The organism is Bradyrhizobium sp. CCBAU 45321 (assembly GCF_028128975.1).
GTDB classification, from domain to species: Bacteria; Pseudomonadota; Alphaproteobacteria; order Rhizobiales; family Xanthobacteraceae; genus Bradyrhizobium; species Bradyrhizobium yuanmingense.
Window position 1 is genome coordinate 382,977 of sequence record NZ_LFKZ01000130.1, and the last position, 21,172, is coordinate 404,148.

General features: G+C 65.1%; 18 protein-coding genes. 15 read left to right on the top strand and 3 right to left on the bottom strand.

The genetic code is table 11. The features are described from left to right. The first annotated feature begins 113 nt into the window (after nucleotides 1-113). The gene (locus tag ACM43_RS34340) at nucleotides 114-1,661 is read left to right on the top strand and encodes a winged helix-turn-helix domain-containing tetratricopeptide repeat protein (protein ID WP_271546188.1); all 1,548 of its coding nucleotides are present in this window, start codon (nucleotides 114-116) and stop codon (nucleotides 1,659-1,661) included. A 213-nt stretch (nucleotides 1,662-1,874) separates the two neighbouring features. Here ACM43_RS34340 and irr read toward each other — a convergent pair whose 3' ends face one another. Further along, nucleotides 1,875-2,360, bottom strand: coding sequence for a Fur family transcriptional regulator Irr (gene irr / locus ACM43_RS34345; RefSeq protein ID WP_271546190.1), 486 nt, complete (start codon nucleotides 2,358-2,360; stop codon nucleotides 1,875-1,877). 220 nt (nucleotides 2,361-2,580) lie between these two features. Between irr and ACM43_RS34350 the strand changes: the two genes are divergently transcribed. From ACM43_RS34350 to ACM43_RS34385, 8 genes are all read left to right on the top strand, one after another. Next, entirely contained in the window at nucleotides 2,581-2,769 is a 189-nt protein-coding gene (locus ACM43_RS34350; protein WP_404545497.1) for a hypothetical protein, read from the top strand. A 301-nt stretch (nucleotides 2,770-3,070) separates the two neighbouring features. Beyond that, nucleotides 3,071-4,621 carry an ABC transporter substrate-binding protein gene (locus ACM43_RS34355; RefSeq protein WP_271546192.1) on the top strand — a complete coding sequence of 517 codons (1,551 nt, stop codon included), beginning with the start codon at nucleotides 3,071-3,073 and terminating at the stop codon, nucleotides 4,619-4,621. A 210-nt stretch (nucleotides 4,622-4,831) separates the two neighbouring features. Then, nucleotides 4,832-5,803: an ABC transporter permease gene (locus ACM43_RS34360; protein WP_225188520.1), complete on the top strand. Its 972-nt coding sequence runs from the start codon at nucleotides 4,832-4,834 to the stop codon at nucleotides 5,801-5,803. Continuing rightward, nucleotides 5,800-6,639: an ABC transporter permease gene (locus ACM43_RS34365; RefSeq protein WP_035996700.1), complete on the top strand. Its 840-nt coding sequence runs from the start codon at nucleotides 5,800-5,802 to the stop codon at nucleotides 6,637-6,639. The genes ACM43_RS34360 and ACM43_RS34365 overlap by 4 nt, the downstream gene beginning before the upstream one ends. 2 nt (nucleotides 6,640-6,641) lie before the next feature. Next, on the top strand, nucleotides 6,642-8,261 hold the full coding sequence (locus ACM43_RS34370; RefSeq protein ID WP_271546197.1) for an ABC transporter ATP-binding protein: 1,620 nt from the start codon (nucleotides 6,642-6,644) through the stop codon (nucleotides 8,259-8,261). Nucleotides 8,262-8,629: 368 nt separating this feature from the next. After that, the gene (locus ACM43_RS34375) at nucleotides 8,630-8,806 is read left to right on the top strand and encodes a hypothetical protein (protein ID WP_197424428.1); all 177 of its coding nucleotides are present in this window, start codon (nucleotides 8,630-8,632) and stop codon (nucleotides 8,804-8,806) included. Continuing rightward, complete coding sequence (locus ACM43_RS34380) at nucleotides 8,803-9,012, top strand: hypothetical protein (protein WP_035996696.1); 210 nt, start codon at nucleotides 8,803-8,805, stop codon at nucleotides 9,010-9,012. Before ACM43_RS34375 ends, ACM43_RS34380 begins: the two co-directional genes overlap by 4 nt. A gap of 105 nt (nucleotides 9,013-9,117) precedes the next feature. Then, nucleotides 9,118-10,059 (top strand): AEC family transporter, encoded by a 942-nt coding sequence (locus ACM43_RS34385; protein ID WP_271546200.1) that lies wholly within the window; start codon nucleotides 9,118-9,120, stop codon nucleotides 10,057-10,059. 32 nt (nucleotides 10,060-10,091) lie between these two features. On the opposite strand, the gene ACM43_RS34390 is transcribed toward ACM43_RS34385, so the two are convergent. After that, a complete protein-coding gene (locus ACM43_RS34390) occupies nucleotides 10,092-10,376 on the bottom strand; it encodes a hypothetical protein (RefSeq protein ID WP_035996692.1) in 285 nt (94 codons plus the stop codon). 190 nt (nucleotides 10,377-10,566) lie between these two features. On the opposite strand from ACM43_RS34390, the gene ACM43_RS34395 reads away from it, so the two are divergent. From ACM43_RS34395 to ACM43_RS34410, 4 genes are all read left to right on the top strand, one after another. Then, on the top strand, nucleotides 10,567-10,887 hold the full coding sequence (locus ACM43_RS34395) for a hypothetical protein (RefSeq protein WP_035996689.1): 321 nt from the start codon (nucleotides 10,567-10,569) through the stop codon (nucleotides 10,885-10,887). A gap of 223 nt (nucleotides 10,888-11,110) precedes the next feature. Next, nucleotides 11,111-11,836 (top strand): outer membrane protein, encoded by a 726-nt coding sequence (locus ACM43_RS34400; protein WP_157285638.1) that lies wholly within the window; start codon nucleotides 11,111-11,113, stop codon nucleotides 11,834-11,836. 168 nt (nucleotides 11,837-12,004) lie between these two features. Beyond that, the gene (locus ACM43_RS34405) at nucleotides 12,005-14,149 is read left to right on the top strand and encodes a methyl-accepting chemotaxis protein (RefSeq protein ID WP_271546203.1); all 2,145 of its coding nucleotides are present in this window, start codon (nucleotides 12,005-12,007) and stop codon (nucleotides 14,147-14,149) included. A 138-nt stretch (nucleotides 14,150-14,287) separates the two neighbouring features. Further along, complete coding sequence (locus tag ACM43_RS34410; protein ID WP_157285640.1) at nucleotides 14,288-15,349, top strand: MBL fold metallo-hydrolase; 1,062 nt, start codon at nucleotides 14,288-14,290, stop codon at nucleotides 15,347-15,349. Between the two features lie 41 nt (nucleotides 15,350-15,390). Here ACM43_RS34410 and aroQ read toward each other — a convergent pair whose 3' ends face one another. After that, complete coding sequence (gene aroQ / locus ACM43_RS34415) at nucleotides 15,391-15,822, bottom strand: type II 3-dehydroquinate dehydratase (RefSeq protein ID WP_271546205.1); 432 nt, start codon at nucleotides 15,820-15,822, stop codon at nucleotides 15,391-15,393. A 275-nt stretch (nucleotides 15,823-16,097) separates the two neighbouring features. On the opposite strand from aroQ, the gene hemA reads away from it, so the two are divergent. Together hemA and ACM43_RS34425 are read left to right on the top strand one after the other, a co-directional pair. Beyond that, nucleotides 16,098-17,327 (top strand): 5-aminolevulinate synthase, encoded by a 1,230-nt coding sequence (hemA, locus tag ACM43_RS34420; RefSeq protein WP_035996665.1) that lies wholly within the window; start codon nucleotides 16,098-16,100, stop codon nucleotides 17,325-17,327. 333 nt (nucleotides 17,328-17,660) lie between these two features. Beyond that, on the top strand, nucleotides 17,661-21,170 hold the full coding sequence (locus ACM43_RS34425; protein ID WP_271546207.1) for a PAS domain-containing hybrid sensor histidine kinase/response regulator: 3,510 nt from the start codon (nucleotides 17,661-17,663) through the stop codon (nucleotides 21,168-21,170). The last annotated feature ends 2 nt before the right edge of the window (nucleotides 21,171-21,172 follow it).

Sequence of the window (21,172 nt, forward strand, 5' to 3'; positions counted from 1 at the left end):
GGCATCGATACGGTTTGGTCTTCGCACCATGCCGGATCGGACGTCCCGCGGCTTTCGCGGACGATTGATTTTCGCCTGAGACGACTTTGATTTTTGCTTGAGACGACGAGAACGTGCGATTTCGCTTTGAAAACAACGTGCTGGACGGTGACCTTCGGGAGCTCACTTGCGACGGGGAAACCGTTCCGTTGCAGCCGCAAGTGTTCGATCTGCTGCTTTATCTGGTCACGCAACGGGCGCGTGTGGTCAGTAAGGATGACCTGATCAGCCAGATCTGGAACGACCGCATCGTTTCGGATTCCGCCCTGAACAGCCGGATCAACGCCGCGCGCAAGGCGCTCGGCGACGATGGCGCGACCCAGCGCCTGATCAAGACCATTCCGCGCAAGGGGTTTCGCTTCATCGGCGAGGTCCGGGAAGAGGTGGCAGTATCGCTCGCGCGGACGGAAGCCAGGCCCGCTCCCCCGCGCGTTGCGGACCGCCCGGCGATCGCGGTGCTCGCCTTCGAGAACAAGAGCGGGGATCCCGAGCAGGACTATTTCGGCGACGGGATCAGCGAGGACATCCTCACCGCGCTATCGAAGCAGCGCTGGTTCATGGTGATCGCCCGCAACTCCTCTTTCACCTACAAGGGACGCGCGGTCCACATCAGGCAGATCGCCGAGGAACTCGGCGTCCGCTACATCGTCGAAGGCAGCGTGCGCAAGGCGGACAAAAGGGTGCGCATCACCGCGCAGCTCAACGACGCCGTGTCGGGCGGTCATCTCTGGGCCGAGCGCTATGACCGCGAGCTCGTCGACGTCTTCGCCGTGCAGGACGAGATCACCAATGCGATCGCCGCCGCGATCGAGCCGCAGATCCACGCCGCCGAGAATTTCCGCAGCCGTCGCAAGCCGCCGGCGAGCCTCGACGCCTGGGACCTGTTGATGCGCGCGCTGTCGCATTATTGGCGCGTGACCCGGCAGGACCACGCGGCCGCGAAGGCGCTGCTCGCGCGCGCGATCGCGATCGACCCGGATTACGGCCAGGCGTTGTCGGTGCTGGCCGTGAACGACATGTTCGGCGTGCATCTCGGCTGGACCGAGCTGGCCGCGGTTGCGCCGTCCGCGGAAGCCGCCGCGCTCAAAGCGGTGCGCTGCGACCATGAGGATGCCTGGGCACATGCCGCGCTCGGCAGCGTCTGCTTCTCGACCCGCAGGCTCACCGACGCACTGTCCGAGTTCGAGCAGGCGCTCGCGCTCAATCCGAACTTCTCCCTGGCGCAGGGCTATTACGCGCTGGCACTGTCCTATGCCGGACGGTCGAAGGACTCGTTCGAGGCTGCGCAAAAGGCGATCCGGCTGTCGCCGCGCGATCCGTCATTGGCGATCTATCACGGTATCGCCGCCTATGCGCGCTTCACCGAACGGCACTATGGCGAGGCCATCGCGCTGGCGCGCGAGGCGATCCGCCACCGCGGCGATCTTACCGGGGCCTACCGCGTGCTCGCCGTCTCCGCCGGCATGACCGGCGATGGCGCGCTTGCGGAAATGGCACTTGGAGAGCTCCGCCGCACCCAGCCGGGCATCTCGCTGCACTGGATCGCGACGCAGCTGCCGTGGGCGAATGAGCGAGATCGCGAACACTATCTGGAGGGATTCCGCCGCGCCGGGTTGCGGTAAGGCGCAACGCTGCTCTTACCCTTCCCTGGAGGGGCCGGGCCGAGCGAAGCTCGCCCGTGGTCGATCGCGCGCAGCGCGAGCGGGTGGGGTGATCTCTCCACTCGGGCAGTGTCGGATGTGGAGACACCGTCACCCCACCCCGTCTCACATTTTCGCTGCGCTCAATGTGAGCCGACCCTCGCCCTCCAGGGGAGGGTAAGAGCCACGGCTGCGCTAAGTTCGCTTCCGGCGTAAACGGACGACGACGTCGAGACGCGCGATCTCGTGGCCGGGAAGGGCCTCGGGTATCTTGGTGAAGGCGAGGCCATCGGCAACGTCGACCAACACGTCCTCGCCTTCGAGATAGAAGTGCGGATGCACGGACGTGTCGGTGTCGAAGAACGACTTGATGCCGTCGGCCGCGATCCGGCGCAAGAGGCCCGCTTCGGTGAACTGGTTCAGCGTGTTGTAGACGGTGGCGAGCGACAGGTATGCGTTCGCGGCCATTGCTTCTTCATAGAGACTTTCTGCGGTGACGTGACGATGGCCGCCCAGGAACAGCAATCGGCCGAGCGCCAGGCGCTGGCGTGTCGGGCGCAGGCCAGCATTGCCGAGCAAAAGCAGGCAGTGCTGCGCGCCCACGTCCGGCGCCGGCTCGAGACCGGCGACATCAAGCCCGCTGTCGTCATCCGCAGGGATAGTCGTAGCCTGAATGTCCATCGATCGTCTCACGGCTCAAGGGAACAGGACGCGCAGCCGCATCCCGCTACTTGCCATTCGATCGCAGAAGCGCTGGACCGGCTTTGATCCGAATCAAATTTGGCACCGACCGCCTCTGACCTGGCGCAAGGCGGTCCGGCTCGTTCTCGGCCAGAATGCGCGGGCATCGATGAGGTTCGTCCCGCTTCGAGGCGAAGCTCGACGGCAGCGGCATTGGCTGGTGCTGCAACATCCTGGCGCGCCCGACGAACGCAAATCGGTGCATCTGCACATCAACTTCGGCCTGCTGGCCGGAATCCTGCGGGAGCTCGCCCGCAGCGTCGCCGCGCTGCCCAAGGACGACATCGCGCACCGCGAGCAGCTTGCAGAGGCGCTCGACGAATTGCGGCGGGCGCTCGGCGCAAAATGACGGGCTGATGCTTTTGGTCGCAGGCGCGGACTTGTGCACTGCCCCGGCATGCTCTCATCACTTCTGAAGGCCGCCTGATCCCTCGGAGCTGGCCGATCTGCCGTGCCGTCGCACAGGCGGAGAAACAGGACGAGCTGTACATTTTTTGTGCGAGCACTGTCGCGACTTTCATCTTGCCGCGCCGAACGGGACTGTGTGAGCCTCGATGGCGGATGGGGACTGGGATGGACCGACCGTCGCTTTGCGCGCGAGGGCGCGTGCGAAGCGTTTCCGGCTGGTCTCGCTTGAGAAAGATTACGACATGCCAAAACGAGTGTTGCTTGGTCTCCTCCTGGCTTGCGGCCTTGTGGCCCCTGCGCTGGCGCAAGAGCCGAAGACGGGGGGTGTGATCAATGCCGTGATCCAGCCTGAGCCGCCCGGCCTGATGCTTGCGCAGGTCCAGAACGGCCCGACCCAGATGGTCTCGGGCAACATCTTCGAAGGCCTCTTGCGCTACAGCCCCAAGCTCGATCCCCTGCCGGAGCTCGCCGAGAGCTGGAGCGTCAGCGAGGACGCCAAGACCTACACCTTCAAGCTGAAGAAGGGCGTGACCTGGCACGACGGCAAGCCCTTCACCGCCGCCGACGTGCTGTTCTCGATCGAGATGCTGAAGCAGACCCATGCGCGCGCCCGCACCAATTTGGCGCAGGTCGACAAGATCGAGACGCCGGACGATCATACGGTGGTCTTCACGCTGAAGCAGCCGTTCGGCCCGTTCCTCGGCATCTTCGAGGTCGGCTCGATGCCGATGGTGCCGAAGCATCTCTATGCAGGCACCGACTGGAAGACCAACCCCTACAACAACGCACCCATCGGCACCGGCCCATTCATGTTCAAGGAATGGCAGAAGGGCTCGTTCATCCGCCTGGTCAAGAATCCGAACTACCACGAGAAGGGCAAGCCCTATCTCGACGAGATCTACTGGCAGATCATCCCGGACGCCGCCGCGCGCTCGGTGGCTTACGAGACCGGCAAGGTCGACGTGCTGCCCGGCGGCTCGGTCGAGAATTTCGACGTGCCGCGGCTGTCCAAGCTGAAGGACACCTGCGTCACCGGCGCCGGCTGGGAATTCTTCTCGCCGCTGGCCTGGCTGTGGCTGAACAACCGCCAGGGTCCGCTCGCCGACAAGCGGGTGCGGCAGGCGATCATGTATGCGGTCGACCGCGACTTCGCCAAGGACGTGATCTGGAACGGGCTCGGCAAGGTCGCCACCGGCCCGTCGGCCTCGACCATCAAGTTCTATACCGATGACGTGAAGAAATACCCCTACGATCCGGCCAAGGCCAAGGCACTGCTGAAGGAAGCCGGCTACAAGGGCGAGAAGATCCGCCTGCTGCCGCTGGCCTATGGCGAGACCTGGCAGCGCTGGGGCGAAGCCGTCAAGCAGAACCTCCAGGATGTCGGCATGACCATCGAGACGATCGCCACCGACGTCGCCGGCGGCAACCAGAAGATCGCCGAGTGGGACTACGATATCGCCTTCACCTATCTCTACCAGTACGGCGACCCCGCGCTCGGAGTGGGGCGCAACTACGTCTCCAGCAACATCGCCAAGGGCCAGGTGTTCAACAACGTCGAGGGCTATTCCAACCCGGAGATCGACAAGCTGTTCGCCGAGGGCGCGGTTGCAACGCCGGATTCCAAGCGCAAGGAGATCTACGAGAAGGCGCAGAAGATCCTGGTCGAGGACGTGCCGGTGGCCTGGATGCTCGAGCTGCAATTTCCGACCATCATGCGCTGCAAGGTCAAGAACCTGATCACCACGGGGATCGGGGTCAATGACGGCTTCAAGGACGCATGGCTCGACAAGTGAGCGCATGCCTTTCTTCACCTCTCCCCGCTCGCGGGGAGAGGTCGAATGTGCGCGAAGCGCATATTCGGGTGAGGGGGTACAGGTCCGTCGGCGTTTCTCACACTCCGAGAGAGGCCCCTCACCCCAACCCTCTCCCTGCAAGAGCGGGGCGAGGGAGCGTACCGCCCCAGTGGCTAAAGCCTACGTCACCCTCTATGAACCTCCAGTAAGATGCTCTCCTTCGTTGCTCAGCGTGTCCTGAAGGGCGTGATCGTCTTGCTCGCGATCGTGGTCCTCAACTTCTTCCTGATCCGCCTGGCGCCCGGCGATCCCGCGATCGTGATGGCGGGCGAGGCCGGGGCCAGCGATCAGGTCTTCGTCAAGCAGCTCCGGGAGAAGTTCGGGCTCGACAAGCCGCTGCCCGAGCAGCTCTTCATCTACGTCAAGGGCGTCGTCAGCCTCGACCTCGGCTTTTCCTTCCGGCAGCAGGCTCCGGTCGCAAAACTAATCGGCGAGCGGCTGCCGGCGACGCTGTTGTTGACGCTGACCGCCTTCGCGATCTCGCTCACGCTCGGCATCCTGTTCGGCACCTTCGCCGCGCGCTTTGCCGGAACGTTTTTCGACACCGCCATCACCGTGTTCGCGCTGATCTTCTATGCCATGCCGATCTTCTGGGTGGCGCTGATGGGCATCCTCCTGTTCTCGGTCACGATGGATTGGCTGCCGAGCTTCGGTTACGAGACGGTCGGGGCCAACCTCACCGGCCTTGCCCATGCGGTCGACGTCGCAAAGCACCTGATCATGCCGGCGATGACGCTCGGCCTGTTCTTCATGGCGACCTACACCCGCATGACGCGCGCCTCGATGCTGGAGGTGAAACGCCTCGACTTCGTCAAGACGGCGCGCGCCAAGGGGCTCTCCGACGCCGTGATCCAGCGCCGCCACGTGCTGCGCAACGCGCTGCTGCCGGTGGTGACGCTCGCCGGCGTGCATTCCGGCACGCTGATCGGCGGCGCCGTCATCACCGAGACCGTGTTCGCCTGGCCCGGCATCGGGCGGCTGATGTACGACGCGCTGCTGCAGCGGGACTACAATCTGCTGCTCGGCGTGTTCGTGATCTGCTCCGCCATGGTCCTCACCTTCAACCTCATCACCGACCTCGTCTATCGCCTGGTCGATCCGCGGATCGAATACGCCGCATGAAACAGTTCTGGAAATCGATGTTGAAGAGCCCGAGCGGCGTCATCGGGCTCGTCATCCTCCTGGTTGCAATCTCTGTCGCGGTGTTCGGACCGATGCTGTTCCCGAACTCGCCCTGGCGCATGGTGCAGCGGCCGTTCCTGCCGCCGTTCACGCTCGGGGCCGTGCCGCTCGGCACCGACGCGCTCGGCCGCGACATCTTCGCCGGCATGATCTTCGGCGCCCGCGTCTCGCTTCTGGTCGGTCTCGTCTCCACGCTGGCGGCGCTGATCGTGGGCGTGCCGATCGGTGCCATGGCCGGCTATTTCGGCGGCAAGGTCGACGACGCCCTGATGCGCTTCACCGAGTTCTTCCAGACCATTCCGAGCTTCGCGCTCGCGATCGTGCTGGTCGCCATCCTGCAGCCCTCGATCTATTCGATCGTCGCCTCGATCGCGGTGGTGAGCTGGCCGCCGGTCGCTCGCCTCGTGCGCGGCGAGGTGCTCTCGCTGCGTACCCGCGAATATGTCCAGGCCGCCGTGGTCACCGGCCAAAGCAACAGCTGGATCATCCTGCGCGAGATCCTGCCCAACGCGTTGTCGCCCGTGATCGTGCTGGCCTCGTTGATGGTGGCGACCGCGATCCTGCTTGAATCCTCGCTGTCCTTCCTCGGCCTCGGCGATCCCAATCTGATCTCCTGGGGCTACATGGTCGGCGCCGGCCGCACCGTGATCCGGCAGGCCTGGTGGATCACCGTGTTTCCCGGCATCGCGATCCTGATCTCGGTGCTCGGGCTGAACCTGATTGGCGAAGGCCTCAACGATGCGCTCAATCCGCGCCTGTCGCGGGAGGGCCGCTGACGATGACCGCCCCGCCCGCCGTCTCCATCAGGAACTTGCGGATCGCGCTGCCCAAGGGCGCCGAGCGCCCCTTCGCGGTCGACGGCGTCTCGCTCGATCTGCAGCCCGGCAAGATCGTCTGCGTCGTCGGCGAGTCCGGCTCCGGCAAGTCGATGTGCGCGCATGCGCTGATGGGCCTTTTGCCGGATACGGTCTCGGTCACCTCCGGTGAGATCCAGTTCGAGGGCCGGGACCTGCTCAAGCTCGCTGACGACGGCTGGCGCGATCTGCGCGGTCGTCGGCTGGCGATGATCTTCCAGGAGCCGATGACCGCGCTCAATCCGTTGATGCGGATCGGCGACCAGATGGCGGAGATGTTCGAGGCGCACGGCCTGCTCACGCCGAAGGAGCGGCGGGCCAAGGCGCTGGCGCTGGCAAGCGAAGTCGGCCTGCCCGACCCTGAGCGTATCGTGCGCGCCTATCCGCACCAGCTCTCCGGCGGCCAACGCCAGCGCGCCATGATCGCGATGGCGCTCGCGCTCGAGCCCGCGGTGCTGGTCGCGGACGAGCCGACCACCGCGCTCGACGTCACCACGCAGGCCCAGATCCTGAAGCTGATTCGCAACCTCCAGCAGAGCCGCAACATGGCGGTGATGTTCATCACGCATGATTTCGGCGTGGTCGCCGACATCGCCGACCAGGTCGTGGTGCTCCGCCACGGCAAGGTCGTCGAGGAAGGTCCCGCCACGGCCATCTTCAACGAGCCGCAGCACGACTACACCAAGGCATTGCTTGCCGCCGTGCCCTCGATGGATCCGCCGTCGCGAGAGCCATTGGACGATCGGGCCAAGGCCGTCGAGGTGATCGGGCTGGACAAGACCTACGTCACGTCGGGCGGCTGGTTCCGCCAGGCCCGCCGCGTCGATGCGGCGCGCGCGGTCAACTTCAACATCCTCAAGGGCGAGACGCTCGGCCTCGTCGGTGAATCCGGCTCGGGCAAGTCGTCGGTAGCGCGCCTGGTGATGCGGCTGATCGAAGCCGACCGCGGCACGGTGCGGATCGGCGAGACCGACCTGACCTCGCTTTCCGGCAAGGCGCTGCGCGGCGAGCGCCATCGCATCCAGATGATCTTCCAGGATCCGTTCGCCTCGCTCAATCCGCGCCGCAAGATCGGCCACATCATCGCCGACGGGCCGATCGCAGCCGGGACCGATCCGAAGGTGGCGTTCGACCGCGCGCGCGATCTCCTCAAGATGGTGGGCCTGGACGCGGGCGCGCTCGAACGCTATCCGCACGAATTCTCCGGCGGTCAGCGCCAGCGTATCGGCATTGCCCGCGCGCTCGCGCTCGAGCCGGAGATCATCGTCGCGGACGAGGCCGTCTCCGCGCTCGATGTCTCGGTGCAGGCGCAGGTGTTGAAGTTGCTGGAAGATCTCAAGGCGCGCCTTGGCTTGTCGATGCTGTTCATCACCCACGATCTGCGCGTCGCTGCCCAGATCTGCGACCGCATCGCGGTGATGCAGCGCGGCGCTATCGTCGAGCTGAAGCCGACTGCGCAACTCTTCGCCGCGCCCGAGCACGCCTATACGCGCGAATTGCTCGCAGCCGTGCCTGGACGGAAGGAGCACGCGCCGGCGGCCTGAGACGGTTCGTCCTCGTTCATTGATCTCCGTGATGGTTCCAAAACTTGCACGCCGAGCGAGGCGAAACATATTCGATTCAGCGGCATTTGCTTTCGTGAGACCATCCTTGCTCATGTCGGCAAGGGGTGATTTGACGCCATAGTCGCTCGTCGCGGCTGGCGCCGTACAACGAACGTGATGTGATGGGCAGCTCAACAACCCAGCAAGCAAGACGCACCGGGATGCTGGGAACTGCGCGGCGCGGTCACGCGCTTTTTATCCGGTCGTGACCGGACCGGCCGCTTCAAAGCTTAAGGGCATGACCATAGATGACGTTTGAATGATCGACGTCATCTCATGACGGACTCACACTGATATTCGGAGCCAACATGGGCGAAGTTATTCGATTTGTCTCGAAGTCCGAGCGCGAGCGAACGCGCCTCATCCAGGAAGCGCGGGCGATCTACGATAGCATCTTCCCGCCGGTCGATCCGACGGACGAGGGCCAGGGAAAGCCGGCGATCGGTCGCCCGTTCATCGGCCGCGACGGAGGTAACGTATCGTGATCAAGATCATCGCCGTGCTTTGCAGCCTCGCCTCTCCCTCCAATTGTCACGAGCAGATCGTCACCACGTCGGACTTTGCGCAAATCTCGGTGCAGGCCTGCCTGATGGGCGCGCCGCAGCTTGCCGAATGGATGAACCAGCATCCGGCCGAGCGCCTGGCGGCCTGGCGCTGCGTGATCGGAGACCAGGGGCGCCGGGGAATCTAGCGAGGCGGATTCTCCTCCGACGAATCAAGGCGGCCCACAAATCACGGAGTGACGCCAGTCCATTGCCGGTCTACCCTCCCTGTTCGAAAATGAGGGGGAAGCCGGATGGAGGTCGCCAGCCTCGTTCTTCCCGTATTCGCGATCATCGTCACCGGCTGGCTCGCCGGCGAGCTCGGCTATCTCTCGCGCGCGCTGGCCGATGCCCTGGTGCATTTCGCCTACAACGTGGCGATGCCGGCGCTGTTGATTGTCACGATCGCCCAGGAGCCGGCGCGCAATCTCCTGGAATGGCGCTTTCTGCTCGCCTTCGGCGGCGGCTCGCTGATCTGCTTCGCGCTCGTGTTCGTGCCGGTCCGCGCAGGCGGCAAACACGACCTCGCCAGCAGCACCATTCAGGGGATGGCGGCGGCGATGACCAACACCGGGTTCGTCGCGCTGCCGATCCTGCATGCGATCTACGGCCAACCCGCCGTCCTGCCCGCGGCCGTCGCGACGGTGTTCGTGGCCGCGGTGATGTTTCCGATCACGGTGATCCTGCTGGAAAAGCGCGATGCACGCGGGGCCTCCGTGCGCTCTATGGGATTGGCAAAGCAGATCCTGCTCAATCCCATGGTGCTGTCGACGTTCATCGGCCTCACCTGGGCGGTGACGGGACTGCCGATTCCGGCACCGGTCGCGGCCTATCTCAACATGATCGCGGCCGCGCTCACGCCGTGCGCGCTGTTCGCCATCGGGCTCGGCCTGTCCATCGAGGGCTTGCGGTCCAACCTGAAAGCGTCGTTTGCGCTCGCGGCGGTGAAACTGGTGGTCATGCCGCTCATCGTCTACGGGCTTTGCGTCGTGATCGGCCTCACCCCTCTCTACACGGTTGCGGCGGTCATCTGCGCGGCCGTGCCGACGGCGAAAACCGTCTACGTCCTCGCACATGAACACAAGGTCGAGGAGAAGCTGGTTGCGGCCACGGTCTCGATCACCACGATGCTGTCGGTCGCGACATTGCTCATCGCGCTTTATCTGCTCTCGGGATCGGCGAGCGGTATGCGTTGATCCGCCAGTCGCCTCCACCTTGCCGGAGCCCTCTATCTCGTGGTGTTGCTCCAGGTGGGAGCCGAGTTGGTCACGCCGACCGAGGGCCAATTGTATGATCCGATCGACGGCGCGGTGACAGTGCCGACCGTCTGTCCCGACGATCCGTAGGCCGCCCTCGGTTGCGCGGCCGGCGCTCCGGCTCCGCCATAGGTCGGCGCCACCACACCAGTGCTGTATTGCCGGCTTGACCGGACCTTTTTCGCCTCAGCTGCGAATGGTGCGGCAAGCAGTCCCGTCGTGATCAGCGCGGAAATGGCGAGTCTGATGGTTTTCATGGCTGATCCCTTCACCCGTTGCGCGCCCCGATGTGCCAAGTGTTCATGCATCGGCAAATTTCCATGGGTTCTCCCTTCATAACTCCGTGTGCGGACGAAGGTGCCGGAGCGCGGCGGACTCACATCGTCTTCGGATGGACCCGAATCAGCGCTAGTGCATTGCTTTCAGTGACTTCCCTGGACGCAAAGCATGACCGGCGCCGAACTGAAGCAGCTTCGCAACGACCTCTCCGATGCCCTCGAGCGCAAGCTCAGCGCGGCCGACATGGCCAAGCTTTGCGGATTGCCGGAGAGAGGCGGCGCCGACACCATCCGGCGCTGGGAGGTCAGCGGCCCGACGCCGGAGGGGACCAGGATACTGCGCGTGCTCGCGATGGCGAGCGAGCGCTATCCGATCCTGGAGAAATTCGACATCTTCGATCGACACGACGTGCGTGAGGAAGACAGGCCGGCAAAGCGCGCCGCCTTTCGCGCGCAGATGCGCGACGAGGCACGGCGGCGTCTTGGTTAACGCAAGGCGCGCGCAAGTTACCGACAGAGTGCGCCGTTAAGCCTTCCTTCACCACTTCTTAAGTTGCCATTAAGCACGAAAATCATTTACGGCCCAACAAGTTACGTTGGCCGTCGCTGTGCCACGGATGTGACAGCATTTTCGTCAAAAGCGAGCTATCTGCAAACCAACGCGGCGCAGAAAACGCGCCTGCCGGGACATCTACGTGTTGGAGTTCAAGACGATGAAGAAGATTCTGTTTGCGACCGTGGCGCTGCTCGTGGTGGGCGCGGCTGCGCCGGCCGTCGGCGCCGATCTCGGCAACCGCAATTATTACAAGACGCCCGCGCCGGCCTACGCCGCGCCGATCTACAATTGGACAGGCTTCTATCTCGGCGCCCATGTCGGCGGCGCGTTCTCCAGCGACAACAATTTCAATGGCCTCTCCACCGGCAACAACGGCAACGGCCGCTTCCTCGGCGGCGTGCAGGTCGGCGGGGACTGGCAGTTCCACCCGAACTTCGTGGTCGGCGTCGAGGGCCAGTATTCCTGGCTCTCCGGCAGCGTCGGCGCGGTGTTCCCTGGCGGCATCGCCTACACCAACGACCAGCGCGGCCTCGGCTCGATCACCGGCCGCGTCGGCTACACCTGGGGTCCCGGCCTGGTCTATGTGAAGGGCGGCTACGCCTATTCGGACAACAACGAGAAGGTCACCGTCGGCGGCGTGCCGACCGCCTTCGTCATCACCGGCGATCATCGCAACGGCTACACCGTCGGCGCCGGCCTCGAATACATGTTCGCCCCGAATTGGTCGGCCAAGGCCGAGTACCAGTATTACAATTTCGGCGACGCGAGCTTCACCGCCGGTCCGCTCGCCGGCACCGGCGCCTTCACCACCGACGACCATACCTTCAAGGCGGGCGTCAACTACCGCTTCAACTGGGCAAGCCCGGCCATGGCGCGCTACTGATCGGTTAGCAAGACATTATCGTGATGAGGGGCCGGCGACACTGCCGGCCCCTTCTTTTTTTTCGCTCTGCGGAACGCACGCAACCGATTGCAGCAATTGCGATTTTTTAACCGCCCTGGCCGATACTCCCCGCCACAAAATATAAAGCAAGGGCGTGGGGGAATTTCGATGGCGATCCGTTTCAGTCTCGGCCGTTTCAAGCCGCGTTTCAAAATGCCGAGATGGGGCGTGCGCGGCAGCCTGTTCGCAGCCTTCATCTTGATCGCGGGCATGGGCCTCGTGATCGCGGCCGGCGCCGGCCTTGCGCTGCAGAATCTCGGCGGACGCATGACTGAACTGAGCGGACGGGACATTCCGCGCCTTTCCGCCAGCCTGCAATTGTCGGCGCTGAGTGCGAGCCTCGCGGCGCAGGGACCGGCCCTGCTTGCGGCGCAGAGCGACGACGCCCTGAACGAACGTACCAAGAAGCTCAGGGAATTGCAGGAGCAGACGCAGCAGAAGCTCAACGAGATCATCGAGCTCGGCGGCGACAAGAGCGTCGTCTCGGGGCTCAGCGATACGATAAAGAGCATCAACGAGGCGGCTCAGAGCCTGACGAAAGCCGCCCGCGAACGGCTCGACCTCGCGGCGCTGCACGAGAAGCAATATGACGCGCTTCGCACCGCGCAGGGCGCGTTCGTCGGCGCAGCGAGCCCGGCGATGCTGGACGCGCAGACCCGCGTCAATGCCATTCTCGGGTCAGCCGACCTGTCAGCCGCAGACGCGACCGACGCCGCGCAGACCGTCGGTCAGCTCGGCAACGTCGTCGCCAGCGGCAATCTCGCCGCCGCCAACATGAGCGCGGCGCTGTCGGCGAACACCAGCGACAAGCTCGACGACATCCAGAAGGAATTCAAGACGGCGCAGGGGCGCCTGCGGTCGAACCTCGATCTGTTGCCGGACAACCAAGGCAACAAGATGCTGCGCGACACCGCGGAAAAGCTGCTCGCGCTCGGCACCGGCAAGACCGGCGTGTTCAATTTGCGCGAAAAGGAGCTCGACTCCATCGACTATGGTCAGACCATCCTGGACGAGACGCGCAAGCTCAATGTCGGCCTCGGCATCAGCGTGCAGCAGCTCGTCGACGGCGTGCAGAAAGAGACCAACGCCTCGACCCTCCAGGCGCGGCAGGAGATTTCGCTCGCGACGTCGGTCATGCTGGGCTTGGGCGCGCTGATGCTGGTCGGCTCGGCGCTGTTCGTATGGCTCTATGTCGGCCGCAACATCCTGCGCCGGATCGGCGCCTTGCAGCAGTCGATGCAGCTGCTCGCGAACGGGGATCTCGAAACCGAGATCTACCGCTCGAAGAACCACAACGACGAAATCTCCGTCATGGCGAACACGCTGCAGGTGTTCCGGGAGAGCATGATCGAGACCCGCGCGCTGACCAGCGAGCAGGACAAGGACCGTATCGCCAAGGCCGAGCGGGCCGCGCGCATGGAGGCGAAGATCGCCCAGTTCGAAAGCACGGTGCGCTCCGCACTCGATAATCTGGCCCAATCGGCCAATTCGATGCAATCGACCGCGCAGAGCATGTCGAACACCGCCGACCAGTCCAACGCGCTGGTCAACGCGGTCGCCTCCGCCGCGGAGGAGACGTCGGTCAACGTGCAGACCGTCTCGGCCGGCACCGAGCAGCTGTCCTCCTCGATCCAGGAGATCAGCCGCCAGGTCGTGACCTCCGCCGAGATCGCCAAAAAGGCGGTCGACGAAGCGGGAGCGACCGACGCCACGGTGCAGAGCCTTGCCGACAGCGCGAGCCGCATCAGCGTCGTCGTCGACCTGATCCAGACCATCGCCTCGCAGACCAATCTGCTCGCGCTCAACGCCACCATCGAGGCGGCGCGCGCCGGCGAGGCCGGCCGCGGCTTCGCGGTGGTTGCCTCCGAGGTGAAGAGCCTGGCCAGCCAGACCGCCAAGGCGACCGACGAGATCCGCACCCAGATCGCCAGCATGCAGTCAGTCACGACCTCCGCGGTCGGCGCAATCCAGGGCATCGGTCGGATCATCGGCGAGATCAACGACGTCACCACCACGATCGCAGCCGCGGTCGAAGAGCAGGGCGCCGCGACGCGCGAAATCGCCCGCAACATCCAGCATGCCGCCGGCGGCACCAGCGAGGTCTCCAGCAACATCGTCGGCGTCTCCACCGCGTCCGCCGAAGCCGGCGCTGCGGCCACCGAGGTGCTGAGCGCCTCGGACGCGCTGCGGCGCGAGGCCGATATGCTGCGCGGGGAGATCGACGCCTTCCTCAACGACATGCGGGCGGCGTAAGAGCCCTATCCTGTAGCCTGGATGGAGCGTAGCGCAATCCGGGTTACGGAAAACTGCCTCGGTATGACCGCCATGCTGTCGCCGCCCAGCATCCTTTTTCGGCTGGCGCCCTGCGCGCACTGGGTTTAAGCCGGTAGCATGAGCTTGAAAACCGACACCCCGCAGTCCTCGGCCGAGGCCCTGCGCTACCCCTGGGAACAGCATCCCGGCCCCGAACAGGTGGTCGAGGTGCGGCCCGGCGTGTTGTGGGCGCGGCTGAAGCTGCCGTTCCGCCTCAACCACGTGAACATCTACCTGCTCGCCGATGGCGACGGCTATGCGATGATCGATGCCGGCTTCGGCAACGAGGAGACGATCGAGGCCTGGACGAAGCTGTTCGACGGACCGCTGAAAGGCGTCAACATCACGCGCCTGATCGTCACCCACTCCCACCCGGATCATGTCGGTCTCGCCGGTTGGATCGTCGAGCGGTTCGGCTGCCCGCTGGTGATGTCGCAGGTCGAATATCTGCAATCGGTCTATCACCAGAACCGCGGCACCGAGGAGCGGCGCGAGGCGCAGCGGCTGTTCTTCCGCCGCCATGGCATGGACGAGTCGCTCACCGAAAAGCTGCTCGGCCGCGGCCAGGACTATCTGAAGCGCGTCTCGGTGCTGCCGCCGTCCTACCGCCGCATCTCGCATGGCGACGACGTCGTGATCGGCACGCGCCGCTTCAAGGTCATCACCGGCGGCGGCCACGCCCTCGACCAGGTGATGCTGTATTGTGCCGACGACAAGCTGTTCCTCTCCGCCGACCAGGTGCTGAGCAAGATCTCGCCGAATGTCAGCGTCTGGGCGGTCGAGCCCGACCAGAACTCGCTCGGCGAATATCTGGCCTCGCTCGCCAGCCTGACCACGACGCTGCCCTATGACGTGCTGGTGCTGCCCGGCCATGGCGTGCCGTTCTACGGATTGAAGACCCGCATCAAGCAGCTCGCCGACCACCACGAAGAGCGCTGCCGATTGATCGCGGAAGCCTGCCGTGAGGTGCCGCAAACCTCGCGCGCCCTGGTGCCCGTGGTGTTCAACAAGCACGTGCTGGACGAGCACCAGATGGGCTTTGCCGCCGGCGAGCTCGTCGCCCACGTCAACTACATGATCGTCGAGGGCCGCCTCACGCCCGAGATGCAGGACGGCGTGTTGCAGTTTCGGACGACGTGAGCTCTTCGCCTCTCCCCGCTTGCGGGGAGAGGGAGAAGACCTCACTTCATGTTCGCGATCGCGTGCAGCGCCGCGATGTAGCCGAACGGCCCGAGTCCGCAGATCACGCCGGTCGCCACGAACGAGATCTTGGAGTGCCGGTGATATTCGTCACGGGCGTGGATGTTGGAGATGTGCACCTCCAGCACCGGGCCCTCGAACGTCTTGATCGCGTCCATGATCGAGACCGAGGTGAAGGAGAGACCGGCCGGATTGATGACGATGCCGTCGGCGTCCTGCCGCGCCGACTGGATCAGATCGACCAGCACGCCCTCGTGGTTGGACTGGTGGAAGGCGAGCTTGAGGCCGAGCCTGGCGGCCGCCTCCTCGCAGCTCGCGTTGACCTCCGCGAGCGTCGTCGTGCCGTAGATGTGCGGCTCGCGGATGCCGAGCATGTTGAGGTTGGGACCGTTGAGGATCATCACGCGCTTCATGGAAGGGTCCTTTCGAGAGCCTGGTTGAGCAAGGAAAGCGCGCGCCGGGCCGCGACGGAAGACCAAGGCTGGGGGTTGAACCCTCGCCCCGGCAGATGGTGCAGAGCAGCATTACATGTCGCGCAGGATTGATCGGGATCAAACTGAGACGCGCCGGATAGGGCATTTTGCCCAAATGCCCCACAGATCCAAATGTGGGATAGCGCATAGACATTGGAGCTGGAAAAGCTCTAAGTAGACGCGTCCCGTGGTCAGGTTCCGTTGCAGGTTTGCCGATGGATTACGCCCAATTCTTCGATTCCGCCCTCGATCGTCTCCACACCGAGCGGCGTTATCGCGTATTCGCCGACCTCGAACGCACGGCCGGCCGGTTCCCGCATGCGGTCTGGCACTCGCCCAAGGGCAAGCGCGACGTCGTGATCTGGTGCTCCAACGACTATCTCGGCATGGGCCAGCATCCGAAGGTGGTCGGCGCCATGGTCGAGACCGCGACGCGCGTCGGCACCGGCGCCGGCGGCACCCGCAACATCGCCGGCACGCACCATCCGCTGGTGCAGCTCGAAGCCGAGCTCGCCGATCTCCACGGCAAGGAAGCCGCGCTGCTGTTCACCTCGGGCTATGTCTCGAACCAGACTGGCATCCCGACCATCGCAAAGCTCATTCCGAACTGCCTGATCCTATCGGACGAGCTCAACCACAATTCGATGATCGAGGGCATCCGCCAGTCCGGCTGCGAGCGGATCGTGTTCCGCCACAACGACGTTGCGCATCTCGAAGAGCTGTTGAAAGCGGCCGGTCCCGATCGGCCGAAGCTGATCGTCTGCGAGAGTCTCTATTCCATGGACGGCGATGTCGCGCCGCTCGCCAGGATCTGCGATCTCGCCGAGAAATATGGCGCGATGACCTATGTCGACGAAGTCCACGCCGTCGGCATGTACGGCCCGCGCGGCGGCGGCATCGCCGAGCGCGACGGCGTGATGCATCGCATCGACATTCTCGAGGGCACGCTGGCCAAGGCGTTCGGCTGTCTCGGCGGCTACATCGCCGCCAACGGCCAGATCATCGACGCCGTGCGCTCCTATGCGCCGGGCTTCATCTTCACCACCGCGCTGCCGCCGGCGGTCTGCTCGGCCGCGACCGCCGCGATCAGGCACCTGAAGACGTCGAGCTGGGAGCGCGAGCGCCACCAGGACCGCGCCGCCCGCGTCAAGGCGATCCTCAATGCCGCCGGCCTGCCGGTGATGTCGAGCGACACCCACATCGTACCGCTGTTCGTCGGCGATCCCGAGAAGTGCAAGCAGGCCTCCGACCTGCTGCTCGAACAGCATGGGATCTACATCCAGCCGATCAACTATCCGACCGTCGCCAAGGGCACCGAGCGCCTGCGCATCACGCCCTCGCCCTATCACGACGACGGCCTGATCGATCAGCTCGCCGAAGCGTTGCTGCAAGTGTGGGACCGCCTCGGCCTGCCGCTGCGCGCCAAGTCGCTCGCGGCGGAATAGGGTCCTCTCTTACCCTCCCCTGAAGGGCCCTGAAGGGGGAGGGTCGGCTCACATAGAGCGCAGCGATATGGGAGACGGGGTGGGGTGACGGTCTCTCCGCAGCGAACAGTGCCCGTGGGGAGAGATCACCCTACCCCGCTCGCGCTGCGCGCGATCGACCCTACCCTCCAGAGGAGGGTAGGCGCCCGTGGGTGCACGCTCGCACCTTAACGACAACCCCTGTTCCTACCGCCGCACGGCATTTCGCTGTCGCTTGCGTCCGCTCAACGCGCTAGGTTTGCAGGGAAAATGAGCTCGGGCGCCGCCGGCGCCCAGGGAGAGAGCCCCCGACCCATGCTGCACGATTGGGGCGTGATCGCCGCCGCCTTCGGCTATATCGGCTTCCTGTTCCTGGTGGCGAGCCACGGCGACCGCCGCTCGCCGGCCGGGCGCGGCCGCGCCTCCGGGCTGATCTATCCGCTGTCGCTGGCGATCTATTGCACGTCCTGGACCTTCTTCGGGTCGGTCGGCTTCGCCACCCGCACCTCGACCGATTTCCTCGCGATCTATGTCGGCCCGATCCTGATGATCGGGTTAGGGGCCGGGGTGCTCCGACGCGTGATCCAGCTGGCGAAAACCCACAACATCACCTCGATCGCCGACTTCATCGGGGCCCGCTACGGCAAGAGCCAGGCGGTGGCGGCGACCGTCGCCGCAATCGCGATCATCGGCTCGGTGCCCTATATCGCGCTCCAGCTCAAGGCGGTGGCTTCCTCGCTGGGCACAATCCTGAGCGAAGACCAGGCCTTCTCGCACATCCCGATCCTCGGCGACATGGCGCTGATGGTGACGCTGACGATGGCGGCTTTCGCTGTGCTGTTCGGCACGCGACAGACCGACGCGACCGAGCACCAGCACGGCCTGATGCTGGCGATCGCGACCGAATCCATCATCAAGCTGGTCGCCTTCCTCGCCGCCGGCATCTTCGTCACCTTCTGGATGTTCTCGCCGCATGAATTGATCGAGCGCGCGATGAGGACGCCGGAAGCGGTGCGCGCCATCAATTATTCGCCGTCGATCGGCAACTTCCTGACCATGACGTTGCTGTCGCTGTGCGCGATCATGCTGCTGCCGCGCCAGTTTCACGTCAGCGTGGTGGAGAATTCCTCGGATGCCGAGGTCGGCCGCGCGCGCTGGCTGTTTCCGCTCTACCTCGTCGCCATCAACCTGTTCGTGATCCCGATCGCGCTCGCCGGCCTCGTGACCTTCCCGTTCGGCACGGCCGACCCTGATATGTATGTGCTGGCCCTGCCGATCGAGAACGGCGCGAACCTGCTCAGCGTCGTCGTTTTCGTCGGCGGGCTGTCGGCGGCGACCGCCATGGTGATCGTCGAATGCGTCGCGCTCTCCATCATGGTCTCGAATGACCTCGTGGTGCCGCTGGTGCTGAAACGTCGGCCGGAGGGGCGCGCCGGCGGGGCCGATTTCAGCAACTTCCTGCTGCGCTCGCGCCGACTCGCGATCTTCGCCATCATGGTGATGGCCTATTTCTACTATCGCGCGCTCGGCAGCACCCAGCTCGCGGCGATCGGCCTGCTCTCCTTTGCCGCCATCGCCCAGCTCGCCCCGAGCTTCTTCGGCGGCCTGCTCTGGCGGCGCGCGACCGCGCGCGGGGCGATCGGCGGCATGCTGGTCGGGTTTGCGGTGTGGCTCTACACGCTGTTCATGCCGAGCTTCATGGATTCCTCGACGTCAGGCATCCTGCTGCTGCAGCACGGCCCGTTCGGCATCGAGGCGCTGCGGCCGCAGGCACTGTTCGGCGCCGACCTGCCGCCCCTGATGCACGGCGTGATCTGGTCGCTGTCCCTCAACATCGTGACCTATGTGCTGCTGTCGCTGGCGCGCCGGCCGTCTTCCATCGAACTGCTGCAGGCCGATCTGTTCGTGCCCAATACGCTCGCACCGATCTCCCCGAGCTTCCGCCGCTGGCGCAGCACCGTCACCGTGCAGGACATCCAGACCACGGTGGCGCAGTATCTCGGGCCCGACCGCGCACGGCACTCCTTCGAGGCCTTCTCGGCGCGGCGCAACGTGCGGCTGGAGCCCGGTGCGCCCGCCGATTTCGAGCTGCTGCAACACGCCGAGCATCTGATTGCCTCCTCGATCGGCGCGGCCTCCTCCCGCCTCGTGATGTCGCTGCTGCTGCGCAAGCGGACGGTCTCCGCCAAGGCCGCGCTGAAGCTGCTCGACGATTCGCACGCCGCGCTGCATTTCAACCGCGAGATCCTGCAGACCGCGCTCAACCATGTGCGCCAGGGCATCGCCGTGTTCGACGCCGATCTGCAACTGATCTGCTCCAATCGGCAGTTCGGCGACCTCCTCAATGTGCCACTGCATCTGATCCAGTTCGGCACGCCCTTGCGCGAGATCCTGGAATTCATCGGCCTCGGCGATCCGAACGATCCGCTCGAGCGCGAGGCCCTGCTGGAACGGCGCCTTGCGGCCTACACCACCGACAGTGAGCCTTATCTCGAGCGCCTGCCGGAACGCCACATGGTGATCGAAGTGCTCACCAACCGCATGCCCGGCGGTGGCTTCGTCATCACCTTCACCGACGTCACGCCGACCTTCGAAGCCGCCGAAGCGCTGGAGCGCGCCAATGCGACGCTGGAAAAGCGCGTGCGCGACCGCACCGAGGAGCTGACGCGGCTGAACTCCGAGCTGGCCATCGCCAAGAGCGCGGCGGAGGATGCCAGCATCTCCAAGACGCGTTTCCTCGCCGCCGCCAGCCACGACATCCTGCAGCCGCTGAATGCGGCGCGGCTCTACGTCACGAGCCTCGTCGAGCGCCAGCACAATGGCGAGGAGACGCGGCTGGTCGAGAACATCGACGAATCGCTGCAGGCGATCGAGGAAATCCTCGGCGCGCTGCTGGACATCTCCAGACTCGACGCCGGCGCGATGGCGACCTCGATCTCGAGCTTCAAGATGGCCGATCTGATGCGCTCGCTGGAAATCGAGTTCGCGCCGATCGCGCGCGCCAAGGGACTGGAGCTCGCCTTCGTGCCCTGCTCGCTGCCGGTCGAGTCGGACCGGCTCCTGCTGCGGCGCCTGCTCCAGAACCTGATCTCGAACGCGATCAAGTATACCCCCCGCGGCCGCGTGCTGGTCGGCTGCCGCCGCCGCGGCGCCTCGCTCAAAATCTGCGTCTACGACACCGGCGTCGGTATCCCCGCGGTTAAGCGCGGCGAGATCTTCAAGGAGTTCCATCGCCTGGAGCAGGGCGCGCGGATCGCGCGCGGTCTGGGCCTCGGCCTCTCGATCGTGGAACGCCTGGCCCGCGTGCTCAAGCACGGCATCGCCATCGACGGCAATCGAAGCGGCGGCTCGGTGTTCTCGGTGACCGTGCCGACGGCGAAGGCGGTCACCCACACCGCGGCCGTGACCAGCGCGACGCCGCTGGCGCGCACACCGATCTCGGGCGCGCTGATCGTCTGCATCGAGAACGATGCGGCGATCCTCGACGGCATGCGCACGCTGCTCAAGGCCTGGGACGCCGAGGTGATCGCGGTCGCCGATCCCGAAGGCGCGATCGCCGCGATCGAAACCGCCGGCCGCCGCGTCACCGGCCTTCTGGTCGATTATCACCTCGATCGCGGCAACGGCATCGCCGCCATCCGCGAGATCCGCCGCCGTTTCGGCGATACCATCCCTGCGATCCTGATCACGGCCGATCGCAGCCCCGCCGTGCAGGTCGCCGCGCGCGACGAGAAGATCGCGGTGCTCAACAAGCCGGTGAAGCCGGCTTCGCTGCGTGCTCTGCTCGGGCAGTGGCGCACGCAGCAGATGGTGGCAGCGGAATAGGA

Excerpts from the sequence above, each read along its gene's own strand:
- ACM43_RS34400 (WP_157285638.1), top strand. The coding sequence starts at position 11,111 with ATGAAGAAGATTCTGTTTGCGACCGTGGCGCTGCTCGTGGTGGGCGCG.
- ACM43_RS34370 (WP_271546197.1), top strand. The coding sequence starts at position 6,642 with ATGACCGCCCCGCCCGCCGTCTCCATCAGGAACTTGCGGATCGCGCTG.
- ACM43_RS34365 (WP_035996700.1), top strand. The coding sequence starts at position 5,800 with ATGAAACAGTTCTGGAAATCGATGTTGAAGAGCCCGAGCGGCGTCATC.
- ACM43_RS34355 (WP_271546192.1), top strand. The coding sequence starts at position 3,071 with ATGCCAAAACGAGTGTTGCTTGGTCTCCTCCTGGCTTGCGGCCTTGTG.
- aroQ (WP_271546205.1), bottom strand. The coding sequence starts at position 15,822 with ATGAAGCGCGTGATGATCCTCAACGGTCCCAACCTCAACATGCTCGGC.
- irr (WP_271546190.1), bottom strand. The coding sequence starts at position 2,360 with ATGGACATTCAGGCTACGACTATCCCTGCGGATGACGACAGCGGGCTT.
- ACM43_RS34425 (WP_271546207.1), top strand. The coding sequence starts at position 17,661 with ATGCTGCACGATTGGGGCGTGATCGCCGCCGCCTTCGGCTATATCGGC.
- ACM43_RS34405 (WP_271546203.1), top strand. The coding sequence starts at position 12,005 with ATGGCGATCCGTTTCAGTCTCGGCCGTTTCAAGCCGCGTTTCAAAATG.
- ACM43_RS34385 (WP_271546200.1), top strand. The coding sequence starts at position 9,118 with ATGGAGGTCGCCAGCCTCGTTCTTCCCGTATTCGCGATCATCGTCACC.
- ACM43_RS34390 (WP_035996692.1), bottom strand. The coding sequence starts at position 10,376 with ATGAAAACCATCAGACTCGCCATTTCCGCGCTGATCACGACGGGACTG.
- ACM43_RS34360 (WP_225188520.1), top strand. The coding sequence starts at position 4,832 with ATGCTCTCCTTCGTTGCTCAGCGTGTCCTGAAGGGCGTGATCGTCTTG.
- ACM43_RS34395 (WP_035996689.1), top strand. The coding sequence starts at position 10,567 with ATGACCGGCGCCGAACTGAAGCAGCTTCGCAACGACCTCTCCGATGCC.
- ACM43_RS34410 (WP_157285640.1), top strand. The coding sequence starts at position 14,288 with ATGAGCTTGAAAACCGACACCCCGCAGTCCTCGGCCGAGGCCCTGCGC.
- ACM43_RS34375 (WP_197424428.1), top strand. The coding sequence starts at position 8,630 with ATGGGCGAAGTTATTCGATTTGTCTCGAAGTCCGAGCGCGAGCGAACG.
- hemA (WP_035996665.1), top strand. The coding sequence starts at position 16,098 with ATGGATTACGCCCAATTCTTCGATTCCGCCCTCGATCGTCTCCACACC.